Source organism: Vibrio sp. 1727 (assembly GCF_033344415.1).
GTDB classification, from domain to species: Bacteria; Pseudomonadota; Gammaproteobacteria; order Enterobacterales; family Vibrionaceae; genus Vibrio; species Vibrio alginolyticus.
Genome location: NZ_JAWPOT010000028.1, coordinates 1 through 19891, shown reverse-complemented (window position 1 = coordinate 19891; position 19891 = coordinate 1). Strand labels below are relative to the sequence as shown.

The 19891-nt window shown below is 43.7% G+C and carries 17 protein-coding genes; 5 read left to right on the top strand and 12 right to left on the bottom strand.

Going from position 1 to position 19891, the window contains the following annotated elements; translation table 11 throughout:
* Nucleotides 1-22 precede the first annotated feature (22 nt).
* From ileS to murJ, 3 genes are all read right to left on the bottom strand, one after another.
* Entirely contained in the window at nt 23-2851 is a 2829-nt protein-coding gene (ileS, locus tag R8O10_RS20845; protein WP_318191696.1) for an isoleucine--tRNA ligase, read from the bottom strand.
* 64 nt (nt 2852-2915) lie between these two features.
* Nucleotides 2916-3851, bottom strand: a complete 936-nt coding sequence (gene ribF, locus R8O10_RS20840; RefSeq protein ID WP_005381933.1) for a bifunctional riboflavin kinase/FAD synthetase — start codon at nt 3849-3851, stop codon at nt 2916-2918.
* Nucleotides 3852-3920: 69 nt separating this feature from the next.
* Nucleotides 3921-5483: a murein biosynthesis integral membrane protein MurJ gene (gene murJ / locus R8O10_RS20835; protein WP_005385957.1), complete on the bottom strand. Its 1563-nt coding sequence runs from the start codon at nt 5481-5483 to the stop codon at nt 3921-3923.
* Between the two features lie 305 nt (nt 5484-5788).
* Here murJ and rpsT point away from each other — a divergent pair, with 305 nt between their 5' ends.
* A complete protein-coding gene (gene rpsT, locus R8O10_RS20830; RefSeq protein WP_005381938.1) occupies nt 5789-6049 on the top strand; it encodes a 30S ribosomal protein S20 in 261 nt (86 codons plus the stop codon).
* Between the two features lie 304 nt (nt 6050-6353).
* On the opposite strand, the gene R8O10_RS20825 is transcribed toward rpsT, so the two are convergent.
* Both R8O10_RS20825 and nhaR read right to left on the bottom strand, forming a co-directional pair.
* Complete coding sequence (locus R8O10_RS20825; RefSeq protein WP_318191695.1) at nt 6354-6662, bottom strand: metalloregulator ArsR/SmtB family transcription factor; 309 nt, start codon at nt 6660-6662, stop codon at nt 6354-6356.
* Between the two features lie 288 nt (nt 6663-6950).
* On the bottom strand, nt 6951-7841 hold the full coding sequence (gene nhaR / locus R8O10_RS20820; protein ID WP_005381942.1) for a transcriptional activator NhaR: 891 nt from the start codon (nt 7839-7841) through the stop codon (nt 6951-6953).
* A 387-nt stretch (nt 7842-8228) separates the two neighbouring features.
* Between nhaR and R8O10_RS20815 the strand changes: the two genes are divergently transcribed.
* Nucleotides 8229-9374, top strand: a complete 1146-nt coding sequence (locus R8O10_RS20815) for a Na/Pi symporter (protein WP_025768431.1) — start codon at nt 8229-8231, stop codon at nt 9372-9374.
* 147 nt (nt 9375-9521) lie between these two features.
* Nucleotides 9522-10664: a flavohemoglobin expression-modulating QEGLA motif protein gene (locus R8O10_RS20810; protein WP_053306894.1), complete on the top strand. Its 1143-nt coding sequence runs from the start codon at nt 9522-9524 to the stop codon at nt 10662-10664.
* A 70-nt stretch (nt 10665-10734) separates the two neighbouring features.
* On the opposite strand, the gene R8O10_RS20805 is transcribed toward R8O10_RS20810, so the two are convergent.
* The 5 genes from R8O10_RS20805 to rppH all read right to left on the bottom strand — a co-directional run bounded on the left by R8O10_RS20805 (nt 10735) and on the right by rppH (nt 16073).
* Nucleotides 10735-11586, bottom strand: a complete 852-nt coding sequence (locus R8O10_RS20805) for a thymidylate synthase (protein ID WP_005381947.1) — start codon at nt 11584-11586, stop codon at nt 10735-10737.
* Nucleotides 11587-11595: 9 nt separating this feature from the next.
* The gene (gene lgt, locus R8O10_RS20800; RefSeq protein WP_005381948.1) at nt 11596-12417 is read right to left on the bottom strand and encodes a prolipoprotein diacylglyceryl transferase; all 822 of its coding nucleotides are present in this window, start codon (nt 12415-12417) and stop codon (nt 11596-11598) included.
* A gap of 87 nt (nt 12418-12504) precedes the next feature.
* A complete protein-coding gene (locus tag R8O10_RS20795) occupies nt 12505-13296 on the bottom strand; it encodes a sulfite exporter TauE/SafE family protein (RefSeq protein ID WP_005385965.1) in 792 nt (263 codons plus the stop codon).
* A 6-nt stretch (nt 13297-13302) separates the two neighbouring features.
* Nucleotides 13303-15549 carry a phosphoenolpyruvate--protein phosphotransferase gene (gene ptsP / locus R8O10_RS20790; protein ID WP_104975865.1) on the bottom strand — a complete coding sequence of 749 codons (2247 nt, stop codon included), beginning with the start codon at nt 15547-15549 and terminating at the stop codon, nt 13303-13305.
* Between the two features lie 2 nt (nt 15550-15551).
* Complete coding sequence (gene rppH, locus R8O10_RS20785) at nt 15552-16073, bottom strand: RNA pyrophosphohydrolase (protein ID WP_005381953.1); 522 nt, start codon at nt 16071-16073, stop codon at nt 15552-15554.
* A gap of 620 nt (nt 16074-16693) precedes the next feature.
* Between rppH and mutH the strand changes: the two genes are divergently transcribed.
* Nucleotides 16694-17374, top strand: a complete 681-nt coding sequence (gene mutH / locus R8O10_RS20780; protein WP_017821501.1) for a DNA mismatch repair endonuclease MutH — start codon at nt 16694-16696, stop codon at nt 17372-17374.
* A 15-nt stretch (nt 17375-17389) separates the two neighbouring features.
* Here mutH and R8O10_RS20775 read toward each other — a convergent pair whose 3' ends face one another.
* A complete protein-coding gene (locus R8O10_RS20775; protein WP_005381772.1) occupies nt 17390-17701 on the bottom strand; it encodes a DUF6482 family protein in 312 nt (103 codons plus the stop codon).
* Nucleotides 17702-17855: 154 nt separating this feature from the next.
* Between R8O10_RS20775 and R8O10_RS20770 the strand changes: the two genes are divergently transcribed.
* Entirely contained in the window at nt 17856-18890 is a 1035-nt protein-coding gene (locus tag R8O10_RS20770; protein WP_005381774.1) for an NADP(H)-dependent aldo-keto reductase, read from the top strand.
* 134 nt (nt 18891-19024) lie between these two features.
* Here the strand turns inward: R8O10_RS20770 and R8O10_RS20765 are convergent, their stop codons facing one another.
* On the bottom strand, nt 19025-19276 hold the full coding sequence (locus tag R8O10_RS20765) for a hypothetical protein (RefSeq protein ID WP_005381776.1): 252 nt from the start codon (nt 19274-19276) through the stop codon (nt 19025-19027).
* Nucleotides 19277-19891 lie beyond the last annotated feature (615 nt).

Genomic DNA, 19891 nt, shown 5'->3' with positions numbered 1-19891 from the left:
AAAGTTCAGTCGTTCTAGGCAATTACGCGAATTTACGTACTTCACCTTCGCCGTCTACGTTAGACACACAACGACCACAGATTTTCTCGTGACCTTCAATTGTGCCTACGTCTGGCGTGTGGTGCCAACAACGATCACACTTCTCGCCTTCAGCTGCTGCTACTTCAACAAATAAGCCTTCGATATCTGTGGCTTGTGCTGCATCCGTCTTCTCACCTAGAGGCTTAACTTTCGCCGCAGAGGTTAGTAGAACAAAGCGCAGTTCATCTTCAAGTTTGTTGATCTTCGCCGCTAGTGCGTCATCAGCAAATAGAGTCACTTCAGCTTGTAGTGCACCACCAATGGTTTTCTCTTTACGCGCATCTTCTAGAAGTTTGTTTACTGCACCACGAACCGCTTGGATCTCAGTCCAGAATTCGTTGTTCAGCTCTTCACCTTCAGCAAGACCGAATAGACCGTCGAACCACTCACCAGTGAATACGAACTTGTCGCGCTCGCCTGGCATTTCGTTCCAGATTTCATCTGCAGTGAACGACATGATTGGCGCCATCCAACGAACTAGCGCTTCTACGATGTAGTAAAGTGCTGTCTGACAGCTACGTTGAGCGTTGCCGCCACGTTTTGCTGTGTACTGACGGTCTTTAATTACATCTAAGTAGAAAGAGCCCATTTCGATTGAACAGAATTGCATTAGACGCTGAGTTACACCGTGTGTGTTGTACTCTTCGTATGCTTTAACAATCTCTTCTTGTGCTGCTAGTGCACGACCAACTGCCCAGCGATCTAGCGCAACCATCTCTTCAACAGGAACGATGTCTGTTTCAGGGTTGAAGCCGCTCAGGTTAGCTAGGAAGAAACGCGCTGTGTTACGGATACGACGGTAAGCATCTGCGCTACGTTTTAGGATTTCATCAGAAACCGCAACTTCACCAGTGTAGTCTGTTGAAGCAACCCATAGGCGAAGAATGTCAGCACCTAGCTTGTTAGTTACGTCTTTTGGCGCAACCACGTTACCGATAGATTTAGACATCTTACGACCCTGACCATCAACCACGAAACCGTGTGTCAGTACTTGTTTGTAAGGCGCTTCGTCTTTCATCGCGATAGATGAAATTAGAGAAGACTGGAACCAACCACGGTGTTGGTCAGAACCTTCTAGGTATAGGTCTGCACTATTGCCGTTGTACTCTTCACGAGCATCAACAACAGAGAAGTGAGTGACACCTGAATCGAACCATACGTCTAGCGTATCTAGCACTTTTTCGTATTGGTCAGCGTCAGCACCTAGTAGTTCAGCTGCATCGACATCCCACCATGCTTGAATGCCTTTCTCTTCAACCAGCTTCGCGACTTTCTCGATCAGCTCTAGCGTGTTTGGATGAAGTTCTGCTGTTTCTTTATGAACAAACAGAGCAATTGGCACACCCCAAGTACGTTGACGAGAGATACACCACTCAGGGCGACCTTCGATCATACCTTCGATGCGGCTTTGACCCCACTCAGGCATCCACTCTACATTCTTGATTGACTCTAATGCTTTAGCACGTAGGCCAGCTTGATCCATAGAAACGAACCATTGAGGTGTAGCACGGAAGATGATTGGAGTCTTATGACGCCAACAGTGTGGGTAGCTGTGCTCGTAAGCGTGGTGGTGTAGTAGTGCACCTTTTTCTTTTAGTACTTCTACTACTGCATCGTTCGCTTTAAATACGTGCTGACCAGCAAATAGCTCTGTATCTGGTAGGTAAACACCGTTTGAGCCAACTGGGTTTGCTACTTCTAGGTTGTACTTGTTACCAACCGCGAAGTCTTCTTGACCGTGACCAGGAGCAGTGTGAACAACACCAGTACCTGAATCAGTCGTAACGTGATCGCCAAGGATCGCCGGTACAGTGAAATCGTAGAATGGGTGTTGGAATTGAGAAAGCTCTAGGTCCGCACCTTTAGCAAAGCCAAGGTTGTGGAAGTGCTCGACACCCGCACGGTCCATTACGTCTTTCGCTAGCTCAGCAGCAACGATGATACGCTCAGCGTTGTCGCCTTCTGTTTGGATAAGCACGTACTCTAGATCATCACGTAGACATACTGCGCGGTTTGCAGGCAGTGTCCAAGGTGTTGTTGTCCAGATAACGATAGATACGTCACCGTGACCTTCATGACCTTCTGTCAGTTCAAATTTAGATAGCAGTGCTGTTTCGTCAGCCGCTTTAAAACGAACGTCGATAGATGGTGATACTTTATCTTTGTATTCTACTTCCGCTTCAGCAAGAGCAGAACCACAGTCTGTACACCAGTGAACAGGTTTGAAACCTTTTAGCAGGTGACCATTGCTTGCGATCTTACCAAGAGCACGAATAATGTTCGCTTCAGTTGCGAAATCCATAGTGCGGTATGGCTTGTCCCACTCACCCATGATGCCAAGACGCTTGAAGCTCTCTTTCTGACCTTCAACCTGACCTGCTGCGTATTCACGACATTTCTCGCGGAATTCCGCTGCTGTCACTTTTTGGCCTGGCTTACCTACTTTCTTCTCTACCATTAATTCGATTGGTAGACCGTGGCAGTCCCAGCCTGGGATGTAAGGTGCGTCAAAACCTGAAAGTGTTTTGGATTTAATAATAATGTCTTTAAGAATCTTGTTTAGTGCGTGACCAATATGAATGTCACCATTTGCGTAAGGAGGGCCATCGTGCAATACGAATGACTTTTTGCCTTTCTTAGCTTTACGGATTTCACCGTAAAGATCTTCTTTGTACCAACGCTTAAGCATTTCTGGCTCACGATTGGCCAGGTTGCCGCGCATTGGAAACCCTGTTTCAGGTAAGTTCAGGGTATCTTTATACTCACTCATCGATTCTTAATTCCGTTATATTGGGCGAAAATTAGACATTATGTTGAACGGTGGAATAAACCGCTCAACGCTTAAGCTGACGCAGCCACACCCTTGCTGCTTCAGCATCCAATTCGATTTGTTGTTTAAGTGCTTCAAACGACTCAAACTTTTGCTCATCTCGAAGTTTATGCAAAAGTTCCACTTCTAGTTGCTTGCCATATAAATTGGCATGAAAGTCGAATAAGTGCACTTCTAACTGTTGGCGAACACCATTGACGGTTGGTCTTTGACCAATATTAGCAACACCACCAACTGGCTTATTTCCTAAGCCAAGCGCTTGAACAACATAGACTCCGGAAACCGGAGAAACACAGCGTTTCAAAGGAATATTTGCAGTAGGGAACCCAATGGTTCGACCTAGCTTTCTTCCGTGAGAAACACGACCGCTGATGCTGTAGTTTCTTCCCAGCATCTGTTGCGCGGAATGCAAATCGTCACGCGCCAGCGCTTGACGGATAGCCGTACTGCTGACACGTAATTGTTGTAAACAAAAGCTCTGGGTACTTACGACATCAAAGCCGTATTTTTCCCCTGCTTCCTGCAGCATTGCAAAGTTACCTGTACGGCCTTTGCCAAAGCAGAAATCATCACCAACGACAAGAAACTTAACACCCAAACGCTCAACCAACAAGTCACGGATAAACTCTTCCGCGGTTAAACTTGCAAAATGGCGATTAAAATTGACACACAGTAAGCGGTCAATATCGAGCTTACTCAATTGCACGAACTTATCGCGTAATCGCGTCAACCTTGCAGGTGCCTTGTCTTTGGCAAACAGCTCCATCGGCTGAGGTTCAAAGGTCATCACAACAGAAGGCAAGGATAGCCTGTCCGCTTGCTCAGACACTTGCTGCAATACTTGTTGATGGCCTTTATGGACACCATCGAAATTGCCAATAGTCAGCACACAACCATGATGTCGCGGGTTGATATTGTGAATGCCTCTAATCAGTTCCATTGGATACTGCTTTCTGCCTCTGTTTTACTTTACACTGTGTGAAACTGACGGATTATATACTAATCACCCTCAGTCTGTCCCAGCTTTTAGGTCTTTTAAACGCGCACCAGTTAAAAATAGAACCACTAGGTAAACTACGGCTCCTAAACCGATCAACATCCCTAGCACCGCGCTTCGGTGAGCAAAGCTCCAGCCCAGCCATACTGACATATCTTCCAGTTGCCATAAGATTGCCGCCACCATCGCCGCGCCAGCAATAGCTAAACGTATAATAAAGAAGACGGTTCGCTTAGTGATTTGGTATACCTCTGCGATGTGCAGGCCACGATACAGCAGTGCCATATTCACAAATGCCGATAGTGCCGTCGCGATAGCCAAGCCAACGTAGCCATAGAAGTACGCAAAAATTGCATTAAATACCATGTTGGTCACCATCGCAATGATGCCGTATTTCACTGGCGTTTTAGTGTCTTGACGCGAGTAATAACCCGGAGCGAGCACTTTAATCAGCATAAAGTTCAACAAGCCTGAAGCGTAAGCAAAGAGTGACAATGATGCTTGATGTACGTCTTGTGGCGAAAACTCACCTCGCATGAATAACACCATCAACATAGGTTTTGCCAGTACCATCAAACCAAGCATTGCAGGAAGGCCAAGTAAGATCACCATGCGCACCCCCCAGTCCATGGTTTGTGCGAATCCTTCATTTTGTGCGTCAACATGTTTGCGTGATAATGCTGGTAAAATCACCGTTGCAATAGCAATACCAAACAGACCTAACGGGAATTCCAACAAGCGATCTGAATAGTACAACCAACTGATCGAACCGGTTTGCAGAAAGCTGGCAATAAAAGTATCAAACAACAAGTTGATTTGGCTTACCGACACACCGAACAAAGCAGGAATCATTAAGGTTCGGATCTTCACCACGCCCGGATCGCGCCAGCCCCATTTCGGCTTAACCATAACCCCCGCTTTAATAAGGAAAGGGATTTGAAATAAGAACTGAACCAAACCACCAAGGAAAACACCGATGGCAAGACCAATCTCTGGCTGTGGCATCTGCGGCGAGATAAACCATGCTGCCAAAATGATCATCACATTGAGGAAGACAGGAGTAAACGAAGAAACCGCAAACTTACCTAGTGTATTGAGAATGGCTCCCGATAGGGCAACAAAAGTGATGAACCATAAATAAGGAAAGGTAATCTTGAGCATCACGCTAGCAAGTTCGAACTTCTCAGCCGCGGGACCACCATGCATCCAGTCTAGGAACCAACCAAAACCAAACAGTGCAGTCACCACTCCGGAACCTAGAACACCTAAGATGGTAACAATTGAGACTATCACCCCTAATGTACCCGCCGCACGAGCAATGAGCTCCCGAGTTTTATCCATGTCGCCTTGAGCATGGCTTTCCGTTAAAACAGGTACAAACGCTTGGGAAAAAGCACCTTCAGCAAACAAACGTCGTAAAAAATTAGGAATTTTATTGGCGAAGAAAAAGACGTCTGCGCTTGCTCCTGCCCCCATTAAATTTGCCACTACAACATCACGAACTAGGCCAAGAACGCGGGAAATAAATGTCATAGCACTGACGATCATGCCAGACTTGAGTAGTCGTTTACTCACTGTAACCTCGGAATATCACCATAAGACAGCTAACCCTATACTGTTTCTCTGACAGGTGCTGTAAATAGACGTCAAAAATCTATCCGCGGGTTGTAAGGAATAAGTGTGCCTTTCGCGGATAATTATTAGCATTGGTATAAAAATGCTGTTAGAATCCCCGCCATCTTAACCGCGATAACCTCTCTTACCAAAATTTGTTTTGGCTTAGATCGGTTTTTGCACAAATCATTTGACATTTAAGCGCAAATGAGGGATATTCCTCGCCCTTAAATTGTCACAGAACTAAGTTTTTGGGAGTTAGACCCTTGGCAAATAGTAAATCTGCTAAGAAGCGCGCTATCCAAGCTGAGAAACGTCGTCAGCACAATGCTAGCCGTCGCTCAATGATGCGTACTTACATGAAGAAAACTGTTGCTGCTATCGAAGCAGGCGACAAAGAAGCTGCAACTGCTGCATTCGCTGTAGTTACACCTATCCTAGACCGCATGGCAACTAAAGGCCTTATTCACAAGAATAAAGCAGCTCGCCATAAGTCTCGTTTCGCTGCACAAATCAAAGCTCTTTAATAGAGTCCTGATTTTACAGTGAAGAAAAAACCGACCTTGTGTCGGTTTTTTTATATCTACAAAATTTTCTTAATAAAAAAAGCTGGCAATGCCAGCTTTTCTTTTTCTGAATGTCCCATTTAAAGACATCAGCTTATTCATTACCCATATAACGCTCAAACTAGAAAGCACTAATAAAACACTTGAGAACAAAGCAAATTGGTCGATGAGTAGTACCCTATCATCAAAAGTTTAACGCCACTCTCAAATATTCCAACAAGTTAGATTCACACTCTAAGATGAGCAGTATATTAGGACTATTTAATTAATGTTGAACACTCTCAGCACAATAAAGACTATGCAGTGTTTTTATTAACGCTTTCACTTCATCACTCTTTAATGTGTAGTATACCGTTTGTGCTTCTTTCCTTGTCGTGACTAACTCATCACGGCGAAGCCAAGCAAGATGCTGAGATAATGCCGACTGGCTTAGCTCTAACTTTGCACACAGCTCTCCCACGGACAGCTCTTGGTTATGCAGCATACAAAGGATTTGTAGGCGTCTCTCGTTTGCCATCGCTTTGAGCAACACGACGGCTTTTGCGGAGTTCTGCTCCATTTCTTGTAGATTCATGTGTTGGACCTCTAGCTACAACTTACTTATTCCAACCCTGGCCAGCTTGTTGTGTTGCACTGATTTATATATCTAAGAAAATCAAGATACACTTCCAGAGTCTTCATTATTAGAACCTCTAATTTAGTTGTTAGTGATACACCAATATTATCCACCAAGGATTTTAATTGGTGCGCCATCAATAATTAATAGTTTTGCTCACTAAAACAAGTATCTTGCTTACTTAGATATTATTTAGAATTATATTTTTATTGATAGTAATCTATTTATTTACGCAACGATACGGGTTTACTCAAACATTTGACTGAAATCAGCATCACAAACATTTTTTACCGCGGGGTGTTGGATCATTCGTTCCGCAAAAATCACGTAGTACTCTTCTTTTAGCCCATCGACATGGCCAATTAGCTGTAAATTTCGGTCGTCTTCAATCTCCGACATGTATACGGTCGGTGCCAAGAAAATCACATCATCGTGGTACCGAGCAAAAGCTTTCATCAACGCAACATCATCAAACTCCCCTAGCACATTGGGTTGAAGGCCTTGACGATCAAACCATTGAATAACTTTACGCCCCATAGCCGTTCGGCTCGCGGGAATCAGAAGTTTTTTTTGTTCCAAGATCTCAGGGAATCGCACATTTTCAATTTCAGAAGAAGCAAAAAAGCTCATGCTACTTTCACCCAACTTTTTGCTATAAAGGCCAGGACTTTGAGTAGAATCAACGGGACAATCCGAAAGGATCATATCTAGCTTGTGCTGAGAAAGGCGTTCAAGTAGCAGTTCGTGGGTCGATTCATAACAGCGTAAATGAATACTGTTATCTTCCGGGACGGTCGTCATCAGTACTTTACTGACCAAGCGTTTAGATAACGCATCGGCTACACCAACTTCAAATAGAATGTTCGAGTGCTGGCTGTAATTGACGATATCTAACATCTCATAGCTCAAACCGAACATCCGGTCGGCGTACTTAAACACAAGCTGACCTAACTCAGTGGGCTCAACTGTACGACCATTGCGCTTGGTTAACTTTCCTTTCATGCGCTCTTCAAGCGCTTTAATCTGTCCTGTCACGGTTTGCGGTGTCAGGAAGAGCGCGTCAGCCGCCTTAGTTACAGAGCCCTGTTTGCACACCATCCAGAAATAATAGAGATGGTTGTAGTTTAGATGTGACATGATCGAGTCCCGAAAAGAAAGTGATACTTTTTATACCAAATGTGACAGAGACAAACAATAAACTCGACAAAACCATACAATACCTTACAAAAGCATAAGTTTTACCGAAAGTATAAAGTCAACACTGTCATAAAAGTTGAACTGAGGCGCATTTTCTCTACAAAAAAAAACGCAAAAACCAAACAAAACGAAATCAAAATTTAACCATTAAAATCAACAAGTTAAAAATTAATTTTCTTCCTCTTTTACGCCATTATCAAAAAGAACAATAAAAATCTCTCACAGCAAGAAATCTGTAATATTACTGAAATATTTGTTCTCTAACATCGCCCGCAGATTCAACTACAGACCGAAAAATGAACTGAAAGGTCAACGGAGAAAATTATGATGAACCAAGCTACTTCAACAGTGGCACCAATTTCGAGCACAGCTCGTTGGTTACGCTGGGCTAACTTGGCATTCATGTTATATCTGCTTCTTCTAGCAGTATCTATGGTTGGTAGTGGCTTTAAATGGGCAACTGGCGATCAAGCTAAGGTGCTATTTGAATTTGCCGCACACCCAGTTGCAGGTCTAATGATCGGCTTGGTGGCAACAGCCTTAATTCAGTCTTCAAGTACTGTAACGTCTATTATTGTAGGCTTGGTTGCAGGTGGCTTACCTGTAGAAACCGCTATCCCTATGGTGATGGGTGCTAACATTGGTACCACAGTGACCAATACGCTTGTGTCTCTTGGCCACGTGCGCTGTAAAGAAGAGTTCAAACGTGCATTTGCAAGTGCAACCATTCACGACTTCTTCAACTTGCTTGCTGTCGCTATTTTCCTTCCGTTGGAAATGATGTTCGGCATTTTAGAGAAAGTTTCTCACTGGCTTGTTTCTCCACTGCTTGCTACTGGTGATATGAGCATTAAAGGCTTCAACTTTATTAAACCAATTACAAAGCCAGTCGTAGGCGCAATTAAAGAGCCACTTTCTACCTTCGGTGATACTGTTGGCGGCGTCATGCTTATTGCTTTGGGTATTGCGACTATCTTCGTTGCAATCACAGTGATGGGTAAATTGATGAAGAGCCTAATGGTTGGTCGCGCACGTGAAATTTTGAAAAACGCCATCGGTCGTGGTCCTATTCACGGCATCGTATCAGGCTCAATCGTGACCGTTCTAGTACAATCTTCCTCAACCACGACAAGTTTAATGGTTCCGTTGGTTGGTACTGGCGTGTTGAAAGTACGAGATATCTACCCTTTCACTCTGGGTGCTAACATTGGTACTTGTATTACGGCACTACTAGCAGCGACAGCGGTATCTGGAGAGTTCGCAGTATTCGCACTACAAATCGCTCTAGTCCACTTAGTGTTTAACATCATGGCGACGCTGTTTATCTTTGGAATTCCATTCCTACGTGAGATTCCGGTTAAAGGCGCTGAGATGATTTCTGAAATGGCTATTAAGAATAAAGCAGTTGTTGGTGGTTACCTAATGTCAGTATTCGTTATTCTACCAGGTGCAATTCTAGCCCTAACAACGTAACAACAACGACATACCATCGCTTATTGTTTAGGCTCCACATCGTGGAGCCTTTTTTATGATAATTAAACTGTTCAAATCGATTGTCCGGTGATAATTTGAGCCACATCAGCATGCTTATGCTGAGCTATCTCATTTGGAGTCGACAACATGACGCAGCTTAATGACGCTATTTCTGATCAGCTACTCGCAATAGACGAAAACCTAACCCAACTGGTTGCTGATATTGATATCCTCAGTAGCGTGAATCCTCTTAATTATGCTCAAGAAAGAGAACGTTTCATTAAAAACAAATATTCTCAAGAGCCTAATTTTCAATATTCAATTACTAATGTAGATACTCACAGCGCAAAGCGACGTCTATATGAGCTACCTCTAGAAAACATTCAAGACACCCAATTGCAGAGGCTGTACGCAGATGTAATTCAGTCTTATGCAGATAAACTGGATCAAGTGAATACCATAGGCACGCAAGAGTTTCTTTATAACTCCTTACGCTATTATGGGGAACCGAGCGCCAAAGATATTGCCAACGCCCATTTCATATTGCACCTTCCTACAGAAGAAGAAAAAGAACCTCAGCACGATAGCCGTGCAATAGCACGTTTCATGCAAAATTTTGCTCAACGCAATGGGTATGAATGTGAAATACAGGTGTTGGACGGGATGTTAGCAAACGCACTAGTTTCAGGATCTCGAGTCAAAATTAACCACGCAGCGTACATCACCACTGATGAGCTGGAGGCTCTTGCACATCATGAAATGGGAGTACATCTCCTGACTACGCTTAACGGTCGTCAACAACCGCTAAAAGTCCTGAGCTTAGGTTGTCCTGCCAATACCAACACTCAAGAAGGGCTGGCTATATTATGTGAGTATCTGTCAGGACATTTCAGTATCAAGCGCCTAAGAACCTTAGCCTTACGAGTTCTGGCAGTAGAGTCGATGATCAAGGATCGCGATTTCCGCCATACGTTCATGCTATTAAAAGAACAGTATAAAGCTTCTGATCTTCAAGCATTTACAACGACTGCCCGAGTCTATCGAGGTGGAGGTTTAACGAAGGATTACTTGTATCTTAGAGGATTCCGAGAGGTGCTCAATGCCTATGATAAATTGGGCGATGACTTTTCACTATTGTTGTGCGGGAAAACGGAGCTGAAGTATTTTGAGCTTATCCGCTCATTAGTGAGTAAAGAAATATTCACTCAACCTAAGTTTATTAGCCCGGCACTGTCCACACCGATGCAGACCAACCCAATTCACCGTTATATTGTCAGTGCACTAAAATAATACCTTCTAAGTACAAAAAAGAAAAAAGCTCCATTCGGAGCTTTTTCTATATCTTGAAGAACGATACTCGTTACACTGAGAATGGGTAACGAATAGGATCGTGATGCTCGTACCCTTCAACCCAAAAGTCATCCAGTGTGACCCAAGTTTCCAAATCTTCTAGAGATTTAATCTCTGGGTTGATATGGAACGTCGGCGCTTTTAATGGCTCACGTTTCAACTGAACATCGCGCATCAGTTCAAGCTGGTCTTCATAAATGTGAGCATTCACAATCTTATGAAATGCCTGACCAGGTTTCTTGCCCGTAATTTGCGCCATAATCGCCAAGAACACGTAAACTTGAACCATATTGAAGTTTAAGCCAAGCGGTACATCACACGAACGCTGAGTACTATTCAGGTAAAGCGTATCATCCAGCAATGAAAAATGGTGACTGTACATACAAGGACGCAAGCACCCCATGTGGAACTCACCCGGGTTGTAGAAGTTCAAGATTTCACCGCGGTCATCAACGCCACGCGTTAAGTCATCCACTATCTTACGTAGCTGGTCAACATGACCACCATCAGGTTTCGCCCAGGCGCGCCCTTGAACTCCATAGACACGGCCCATGTCGTCTTCGCCTTTACGGTATGGGTTATTCAACCAGGCATCATTTAGGTTGGCATTGGCATCCCAGGTTTTCGTGCCCAGCTTACGAAAATCTTCCGCATTATCGTAACCACGAATGTACCCTAGTAGCTCTGCAACAGCTGCTTTCCAAAAACTTTTACGTGTGGTGACCAACGGAAATTGATTGTTCGCAACATCGTAGGTTAAATCCGCGTTGATTACGGTCAGGCAGCGCTTGCCTGTACGCTCATTTTCAACCCAAACACCTTGGTCAACGATGCGTTGACACAAATCTAAATACTGTTTCACACCAATACCTTACTTCGTCTTTTGTGGTAATTCGTCTTTGTAATGACCACGTTTGTATGCCCAAACCATCATGAGGACACCGATAACCACCATTGGCAGAGATAAAATCTGTCCCATGGAAATAAAGCCACCGAATAAACCCAAATGAGCGTCTGGTTCGCGCACGTATTCTACTAGGAAACGGAAGGTTCCGTAACCCGCAAGAAAGAGTCCTGAAACAGAACCTAGAGGACGAGGTTTCTTGATGAACCAATTCAAAATGAAGAAAAGGACGATGCCTTCAAGCGCCATTTCATAAAGCTGTGATGGATGACGTGGCAGTGGACCGCCATTTGGGAAAACGATCGCCCAAGGCACATCCGTTACTCGGCCCCACAACTCGCTGTTCATGAAGTTACCTAAACGCCCCATACCCAAACCAAATGGCACAAGCGGCGCGATAAAGTCAGCAACACCGAAGAAAGTTCGCCCGTTTTTGTGTGCATACCAGAACATCGCAGTAATCACACCCAGTAAGCCCCCGTGGAAAGACATACCACCAGTCCACACTTTAAATAGATACAAAGGGTCAGCCAGGAAGAGCTCAAAATTGTAGAAAAGCACGTAGCCTACACGGCCACCAATCACCACGCCAAGGAAGCCTGCGAACAACAAATCAGAAACCTGCTCTCGTGTCCAACCACTTCCAGGCTTATCCGCACGTCGGTTCGCTAACCATAGAGCAAACATAAAGCCAACAAGGTACATCAAACCGTACCAACGAACCGAAACAGGACCAATAGAGATTAAAACCGGATCAATATTGGGAAATTCAATATATCCCTGAGACATAAATCATTCTCTTCTTATCACAACAAAATAAATATACCCAAGTAACCTCTAGATGCTTGGTTCAGCGAGAATGACTTGGGTACAAACTTAGAGCAGCATGGTCGCTGCAACAAACATTAAGAACACCGCGAATATCTTTTTTAATACCGCTGTTGGAAGGTTAGTTGCGAGCTTCGCACCCACTTTTGTTGTGAGCATCGAGGCCATAGCAATCGCTAATAAAGCGGGAAGATAAACATAGCCAATACTGTATGAAGGTAAGCCTTCCACTTTATAGCCATGTAAGATGAAGCCGATCATACCAGAAATAGCAATCACGCAACCACAAACGGAGGATGAGCCCACCGCTTTACGCATCTCTATCCCATGTTTATTTAAAAATGGTACCGACAGTGAGCCACCACCAATACCAGCAAGGCTTGATACGACACCAATTCCCGTGCCGTAAACTACAGTCACAGGGCTGCTCGGCATAGGTTTACTGCTCGTAACTTTAATGGAACGAAACATTTGTACTGACAGGCAAAGAACAATGACACCAAACACTTTCGGCAAATAGTGTGTAGGGATCCACTCAGCAATATTGGCACCAACAAAGCCACCAATGACCACACCAGGCATCAACCATTTTACGACAAACATATCGACATTGCCGAGCTTAAGGTGATTCATCGCCGATGAGCCAGACGTGACAATAATACTCGCTAACGAAGTGGCTAAGGCCATGTGCATACTCATTTCTGGAGAGATCCCAGCAAGAGGAAGCAAATACAACAAGGCAGGAACAACAATCAAACCACCACCGATACCGAGTAACCCCGCCATCACACCCACAAAAGCGCCTAGCGCCAACAATAACAAAAATAAAGAGACGGTCACGATTTCCTACTTTTTACCTGCACGGATAAAGCCCGCAAAGCCCTGTTGAATGAAGAAGTCATGCATCATTTGATGAATGTCCTCCCCATAGGACTTTGTCATTGCTTGCTCCGCTAATTTTTCTAATTCTTCTTGTTGGCTATGACGAATCAAATATTTCACCTTAGCCACATTGGAGGTGTTCATACTCAAACTGGTATACCCTAACCCAAGTAAGAGAAGAGCGCCAAATGGATCACCCGCTAGCTCACCACAAATACACACGGGCACCTGATATTTATCACACACCTCATGGATTTGCTTAAGCGCTAACAGTACCGCAGGATGCATAGATTCATAGACATCCGCTACGCGCGAATTGTTCCTATCTACCGCTAATAAATACTGAGTTAAATCGTTTGTCCCGACAGAAACAAAATCAACACGGTGAGCGATCGTTGGCAACAGATACACCATCGATGGTACTTCAATCATGACCCCAATTTGTGGGAATTGAATTCTATCATCAAGCAAAACGGCTTCGCTGTGAGCTTGATTAATCAAGCTAATGGCATCGTCTAGCTCTTTTACCCCTGACACCATTGGCAATAAGATACTTAAGTTTCCGCTTTCTGCACTCGCTCTTAACATTGCACGCAGCTGGATCAAGAAAATGTCTGGATGATCCAATGTAAAACGAATGCCACGCCAGCCTAGAAACGGATTATCTTCTTCGATGGGCAAATACGGCAAAGGTTTGTCACCACCAATATCCAAAGTACGCATCACTACTCGTTGATTCGGATAGCTGTTAAGTATTGCTTGGTATTGATGATACTGTTCATCTTCCGAAGGAAAGTGATGCTGAAGTAAAAATGCAATCTCAGTTCGGTACAACCCAACACCATCAACACCTGTGTTGATGGCAATATTACTGTCTGCACTGAGTCCCGCATTCAGCATAATTTCGATATGGTGATTATCTTGCGTAACCGCAGGGAGTGCGAGGTCCTTGTTTACCATGGCAAACAGTTCAGACTCTTCGCTTACTAAGCTGCGATACTCTCGCAACAACTGGCGGTTTGGCTCTAAGAAGATCTCACCCGTATAGCCGTCGACTATCCCGAGTTTGCCATTCACCACATCCGGATTAATGTTGGCGCCCATGACTGCAGGGACCCCAAGAGCTCGAGATAAAATGGCAGCGTGAGAGTTTGCGCCTCCCTCTAATGATACGACGGCTAACAAAAACTCTTTAGGTACAGAAGCGAGCAAGGTGGCAGTGAGTTCGTTCGCCACCAAAATAATGGGACGATCAATTGCAGAATTTTCTTGCTCACTGTTGTGCAGAAAATAGAGCAGCCTTTGCCCTAACTCTCGGATATCTTGCGCTCTTTCACGCATGTATACATCCGACATTCTTGCAAATCGATTCGAGTATGACTCTACAACTTGGCGTAACGCCCAGTCTGCCCTGTCTCCTTTTTCAATCTGCTTCTTCAAATCACCGCGAAGCATCGGATCATTCAGTAAGTGAGTAAACAGATCGAAGATCGCCAGCGCATCTTTGTTGATTTCACTGTCCAGTTTTTTCCGCATGCGGCGAAAGTCATTTAACGCTCGCTCTATGGCCACCAGTAGCGTCTCGTGCTCGCGTTCCTTATCTAACGTGGACGAAGGGAAAATATCCGATAAACTCGGCTGGGTATTGTCGAACCAAAACTCTCCAATCGCGACACCAGTAGACGCAGGCAAACCTTTTAATACCGTGGGTTTAGATGCTAACTGCCAATGCCCAAGATTCTGCGCATGTGCAATGAGCACCGCTAACTGAGCGGATAAGGTAACAAGAAACGATTCTTCCATTTCACTAAACAAGCGCGGCGTTTTTTGTTGGATCACCAACACACCTAAAACTTGTTTACGATGAATGATTGGAGTAGCTAAAAAAGAGTGGTAAATCTGTTCGCCGAGTTGAGGAAAGAATTTGAACTCGGGGTGTTTTGAGGCTTCGGCAAGGTTAAGGGGTTCAGCGCTTCGTTTTACCAACCCAACCAAGCCTTCATTGAAGTTGATATGAATACTATCACCTTCAAAAATAAGGCCTTGAGTTGCCATTAACTCAAGGCGCTGCATTTCTTCATTAGCAAGATAGATAGTACAGCACTCAGTACTAAGGGCAGCACAAGTCTCTTTCACCAATATATCGAGTGCCAGATGCACATCATCGACCCTAGAGACTTTCTCAACTATTTCCCTTAGCTGACTGAGCATGATTATCCTCTACGTTGCTTTTTTCTTTTCCCTTTCGCTTTTCTCTCTCGAAAAGGCATGGCTAAGGATGCAAATTCTTTCATCGCTCGTCGATAAACATCTCGCTTGAAAGAAACAACTTGCCTAACTGGATACCAGTAACTTACCCAGCGCCAACCATCAAATTCAGGGGATTTTCCGCGTTGCATATTAATGCGAGACTCATCGCATTCTAATCTCAGCAGAAACCATTTCTGTTTTTGGCCGATACAAACAGGCTTGGAGTCCCAACGCACCAATCGCTTTGGTAGCTTATATCTTAACCAATGACGACTTGTTGCAATGATCTTAACGTCTTTTTTCGTTAAACCGACTTCTTCGTATAACTCCCTGAACATGGCTTGTTCAGGGGTTTCACCTTCGTCAATCCCACCTTGTGGAAATTGCCATGAGTGTTGCCCGTATCGTTTAGCCCAGAAGACCTGACCATGGTTATTACATATCACAATACCAACATTAAGTCGGTAACCATCGCCATCTATCACTGGCTAACCTCTATGAATAAATTTTTTATTACCGTGATTTTTCCACATATCCCCATTACTAGCAAACTTACTGATGTGATATGAGCAAGATTTATTACCTTTTCAGCATTTTTGGATATCTTTTAATCAAACCATACCTTATCAACACAAGAGTGAGACATTGCCCACATTTATTCACCTTTTCTGTGAATAACTTTGTGAAGAATTCAATTCAAATGAGTAATTCAGTTCAATCCCATCAAATGAAAAACAAATGAATAAACAAAAAAACAAACATAAAGCATTGATAAAAAAAGTATTTATTTTTAAAAATAACGATAATTCGATCTTCAATTTCTTGATGATCTTTTCACCAAACTCAGATCGGTCAAAGATCCACCAACAGGCTATTTATCCACACTTACCTGCTATTCGTTTAGATGATTACAACAAAATCAACCCCAAAAATGCATTTTAACCCCTGTTTATTCATACAGACCTCGTCAGGATCTTATCAATACCTCCTCCACCTGTGGATAAGTTATGAATTGATCGTTCTTACACCGCCTCGGTGAAATCTTAAACAGTAGATTTGGTCGGAGTTTGATAAACTATATTTTTTGTAATACCACCTTGTAACTATGAAACCAGAACCACAAACAGAAGCAGAGCTATTGGAACGAGCGCATGATATGGCAGGACTCAGTTTTGCTGAGTTGGCCGCCGAGGCGAATATGATTGTTCCTGAAAACTTAAAACGTGATAAAGGTTGGGTGGGTCAATTACTCGAATGGCACTTGGGCGCTCCAGCTGGCAGTAAACCTCAACAAGATTTCGCAAAACTAGGGATCGAGTTGAAAAGTATTCCGATCAGTTACTCTGGCAAACCTTTAGAAACAACCTTTGTTTCTGTGGCCCCCCTCACTGGTGTTCATGGTCTTACATGGGAAACAAGTCATGTTCGAAACAAGCTATCTCGTGTGCTTTGGGTACCCGTAGAAGGAGAACGAGAAATCCCACTCGCTGAAAGACGTGTGGGCAGTCCACTCATTTGGTCACCAGATGAAGAAGAAGAACGGATTTTGCGAAATGACTGGGAAGAGTTAATGGAGATGATCGTCTTGGGAAGATTTGATCAAATTTCCGCCAGACACGGAGAAGCGCTGCATCTTCGCCCTAAAGCCGCAAATGCAAAAGCGCTCACCGAAGCATATAACTCAAATGGTAAGCCGATGAAAACTCTGCCCCGAGGCTTTTACCTTAGAACACAGTTTACTGAACAGATCTTACTCAAGCACTACATTAACACTCAACCAGAATAAAACTATATCAGCTATTTAGTGCGTCACGAGCGATAACTCAATATCGCAGTACGAGGCTGCCTCTTCAGTGCCACATTCGTCATACGCATTACGCAGCCTTAAATACGCTTTATCGACCCCTAGCCTCAATAATTCTTCTTTTACTAAGTCTAGAGAGCCAAAATGTATCGGGTCTTCACCGTCTTTAATCGGCTCAAGTTGATGCTTGTACTCCACAGCTAAAAGATAGTCAGAGACATCAGAACACCCAATCACAAATACTTTGGGAGTTTTATAAGTATCTTTATGTGGACCATGTAGCCACATGTCCAATTGATGCTTCTGCATAACATACCTCCTTCACACGATTATTTAAGTGTAGTTAGGCTAACTGTAGCTTTCGAGTTTGCTCTCCCTTTATACGTAAATCATTTGCGATTGCGGCTAAAAATCCCCTATATTGGAGTCACTTATTTAGTCGGTAACTCTTCAAGGACGTGATATGCAATACACAAAACTACCGCACTCATCACTTGAGATCAGTAAAATCTGCCTCGGCACTATGACGTTTGGCGAGCAAAACACAGAAAAGGACGCCTTTGAACAGCTCGACTTTGCCCTCGATCATGGGGTGAACTTCATCGATACCGCAGAGATGTACCCTGTACCGCCAAACTCGGAAACACAAGGGCTCACCGAGCAATACATCGGTAATTGGTTAGCAAAAAGCGGCAAAAGAGAGAAAGTAGTACTGGCAACAAAAGTGGCAGGCCCTCGCAATGTTCCTCACATTAGAGACAACATGAGCCTTAATCGTCGCCACATCCATACAGCAATTGATGACAGCCTTAATCGTCTACAAACCGATTATGTCGATTTGTACCAACTACATTGGCCGCAGCGTCAAACCAACTGCTTTGGTCAACTCAACTACCCATACCCTGACAAACAAGAAGAAGTCACGTTAATTGAAACGTTGGAAGCGCTTACTGAATTAGTGAATGCAGGTAAAGTGCGCTATATCGGCGTATCCAACGAGACGCCGTGGGGTGTGATGTCGCTATTGCGTTTGGCAGAAAAACACGATTTGCCAAGAATTGTCTCCATTCAAAACCCATATAACTTATTGAACCGCAGCTTCGAAGTTGGCTTGTCTGAAATCAGCCATTACGAAGGCGTTCAGTTACTTGCCTACTCTCCTTTGGCATTTGGCTGCCTGAGTGGTAAATACCTAAACGGGGCAAAACCTGAAGGCGCTCGATGCACTAAGTGGGAGCGTTTTGCGCGCTACTTCACTCCGCAAGGTGTTAAAGCGACCGAAGCTTACGTCAATTTAGCTCAAGAGCATGGTCTAAACCCTGCACAAATGGCGCTCGCGTTTGTCAATCAGCGTCCATTTGTTGCTTCTAACATTATCGGAGCAACAAACCTAGACCAATTAAAAGCCAATATCGACAGTATTGATTTGCAACTTAGCGACGAACTACTTACTGAAATTCAAGCAATAGGTACAACTTACTCGAATCCTTGCCCTTAACAGTAAAGCTCCCTTCAAACGAAAACAGCTGATCTTCAAGATCAGCTGTTTATCAAATGAAGTATGACTTCATATCGCACGTTAAGCGTGTTGACTGACTCGTTAGCAACTCTGCCAGTCCAACACGCTAACGATTACGTCATTATTCGCGACGTTAAAACTCGACGAAGGTGACGAACTCGACGTTCAACTTTTACTGCATCCGGAACATTGGCACGTGTAGAACGACCATCGCGATCTAAACCAATATCTCTCAATAGATGAACATTCGTCCATGGAATATCATGAGCAGTTCGGCGTATGGTGCGCTGCCATTGCTTTTCTTCGCGTTTAAGGTCTGCTTTCAATAGCAAAGTGGCCAATTGTAGGTAAATAGAGTGACGCATAATATTTTCTCCGATTATCGATGTATTCGACTGGGAAAAATAGTGCGTAAAATGAACAGAAATATTCTGTTGATACTAAGCCGCTACTTTTCCGCAGCCTAGTAATAAATATGATAGGTTACGGATTAATTTTTATCTTGTGAGCCAGTGGTATTGGTATCATCCGATTTAAGGGTTATCGGAGCGATAGGCATACGATCAGCGCAAGCAGTGGTGTTAACAACGTAATGTTTCATCTTGCGCCTCCTAGCTAAAAATTAATCCGTTTATGAAAGGTATAACTCACTGAGTTACGGTTAAATTGTAAGCTTTGATGAATATATATCAAACATTTTTTGCCTTTTTGATTAAAAACAAATCAATACACCGCAATTTAGTTTCATATACTTTTATGTATAACATATTCACCTGAGGAATATATAAATTTGCGGATTTTATAAATCAAACCAAACAAAAAATAAAAAGAGCGGCTCTGTGGCCACTCTCTTTTATTGTATTTATTGTGCCGTCCTAAATAAGGTTGACACTTTCCCCCCAAAAAATTGGAGAGTGTTATGAAATCAACAACTAAAAGAACTCAGCGCGATTACTCCCTCGCTTTTAAACTCACTGTAG

What these genes read in the sequence shown, in the direction of transcription:
- nhaR (WP_005381942.1), bottom strand. Translation starts at nt 7,841, where the DNA reads ATGTCACATCTAAACTACAACCATCTCTATTATTTCTGGATGGTGTGC.
- R8O10_RS20775 (WP_005381772.1), bottom strand. Translation starts at nt 17,701, where the DNA reads ATGCAGAAGCATCAATTGGACATGTGGCTACATGGTCCACATAAAGAT.
- R8O10_RS20810 (WP_053306894.1), top strand. Translation starts at nt 9,522, where the DNA reads ATGACGCAGCTTAATGACGCTATTTCTGATCAGCTACTCGCAATAGAC.
- mutH (WP_017821501.1), top strand. Translation starts at nt 16,694, where the DNA reads ATGAAACCAGAACCACAAACAGAAGCAGAGCTATTGGAACGAGCGCAT.
- R8O10_RS20825 (WP_318191695.1), bottom strand. Translation starts at nt 6,662, where the DNA reads ATGAATCTACAAGAAATGGAGCAGAACTCCGCAAAAGCCGTCGTGTTG.
- ileS (WP_318191696.1), bottom strand. Translation starts at nt 2,851, where the DNA reads ATGAGTGAGTATAAAGATACCCTGAACTTACCTGAAACAGGGTTTCCA.
- lgt (WP_005381948.1), bottom strand. Translation starts at nt 12,417, where the DNA reads ATGTCTCAGGGATATATTGAATTTCCCAATATTGATCCGGTTTTAATC.
- ribF (WP_005381933.1), bottom strand. Translation starts at nt 3,851, where the DNA reads ATGGAACTGATTAGAGGCATTCACAATATCAACCCGCGACATCATGGT.
- R8O10_RS20770 (WP_005381774.1), top strand. Translation starts at nt 17,856, where the DNA reads ATGCAATACACAAAACTACCGCACTCATCACTTGAGATCAGTAAAATC.
- R8O10_RS20815 (WP_025768431.1), top strand. Translation starts at nt 8,229, where the DNA reads ATGAACCAAGCTACTTCAACAGTGGCACCAATTTCGAGCACAGCTCGT.
- R8O10_RS20765 (WP_005381776.1), bottom strand. Translation starts at nt 19,276, where the DNA reads ATGCGTCACTCTATTTACCTACAATTGGCCACTTTGCTATTGAAAGCA.
- ptsP (WP_104975865.1), bottom strand. Translation starts at nt 15,549, where the DNA reads ATGCTCAGTCAGCTAAGGGAAATAGTTGAGAAAGTCTCTAGGGTCGAT.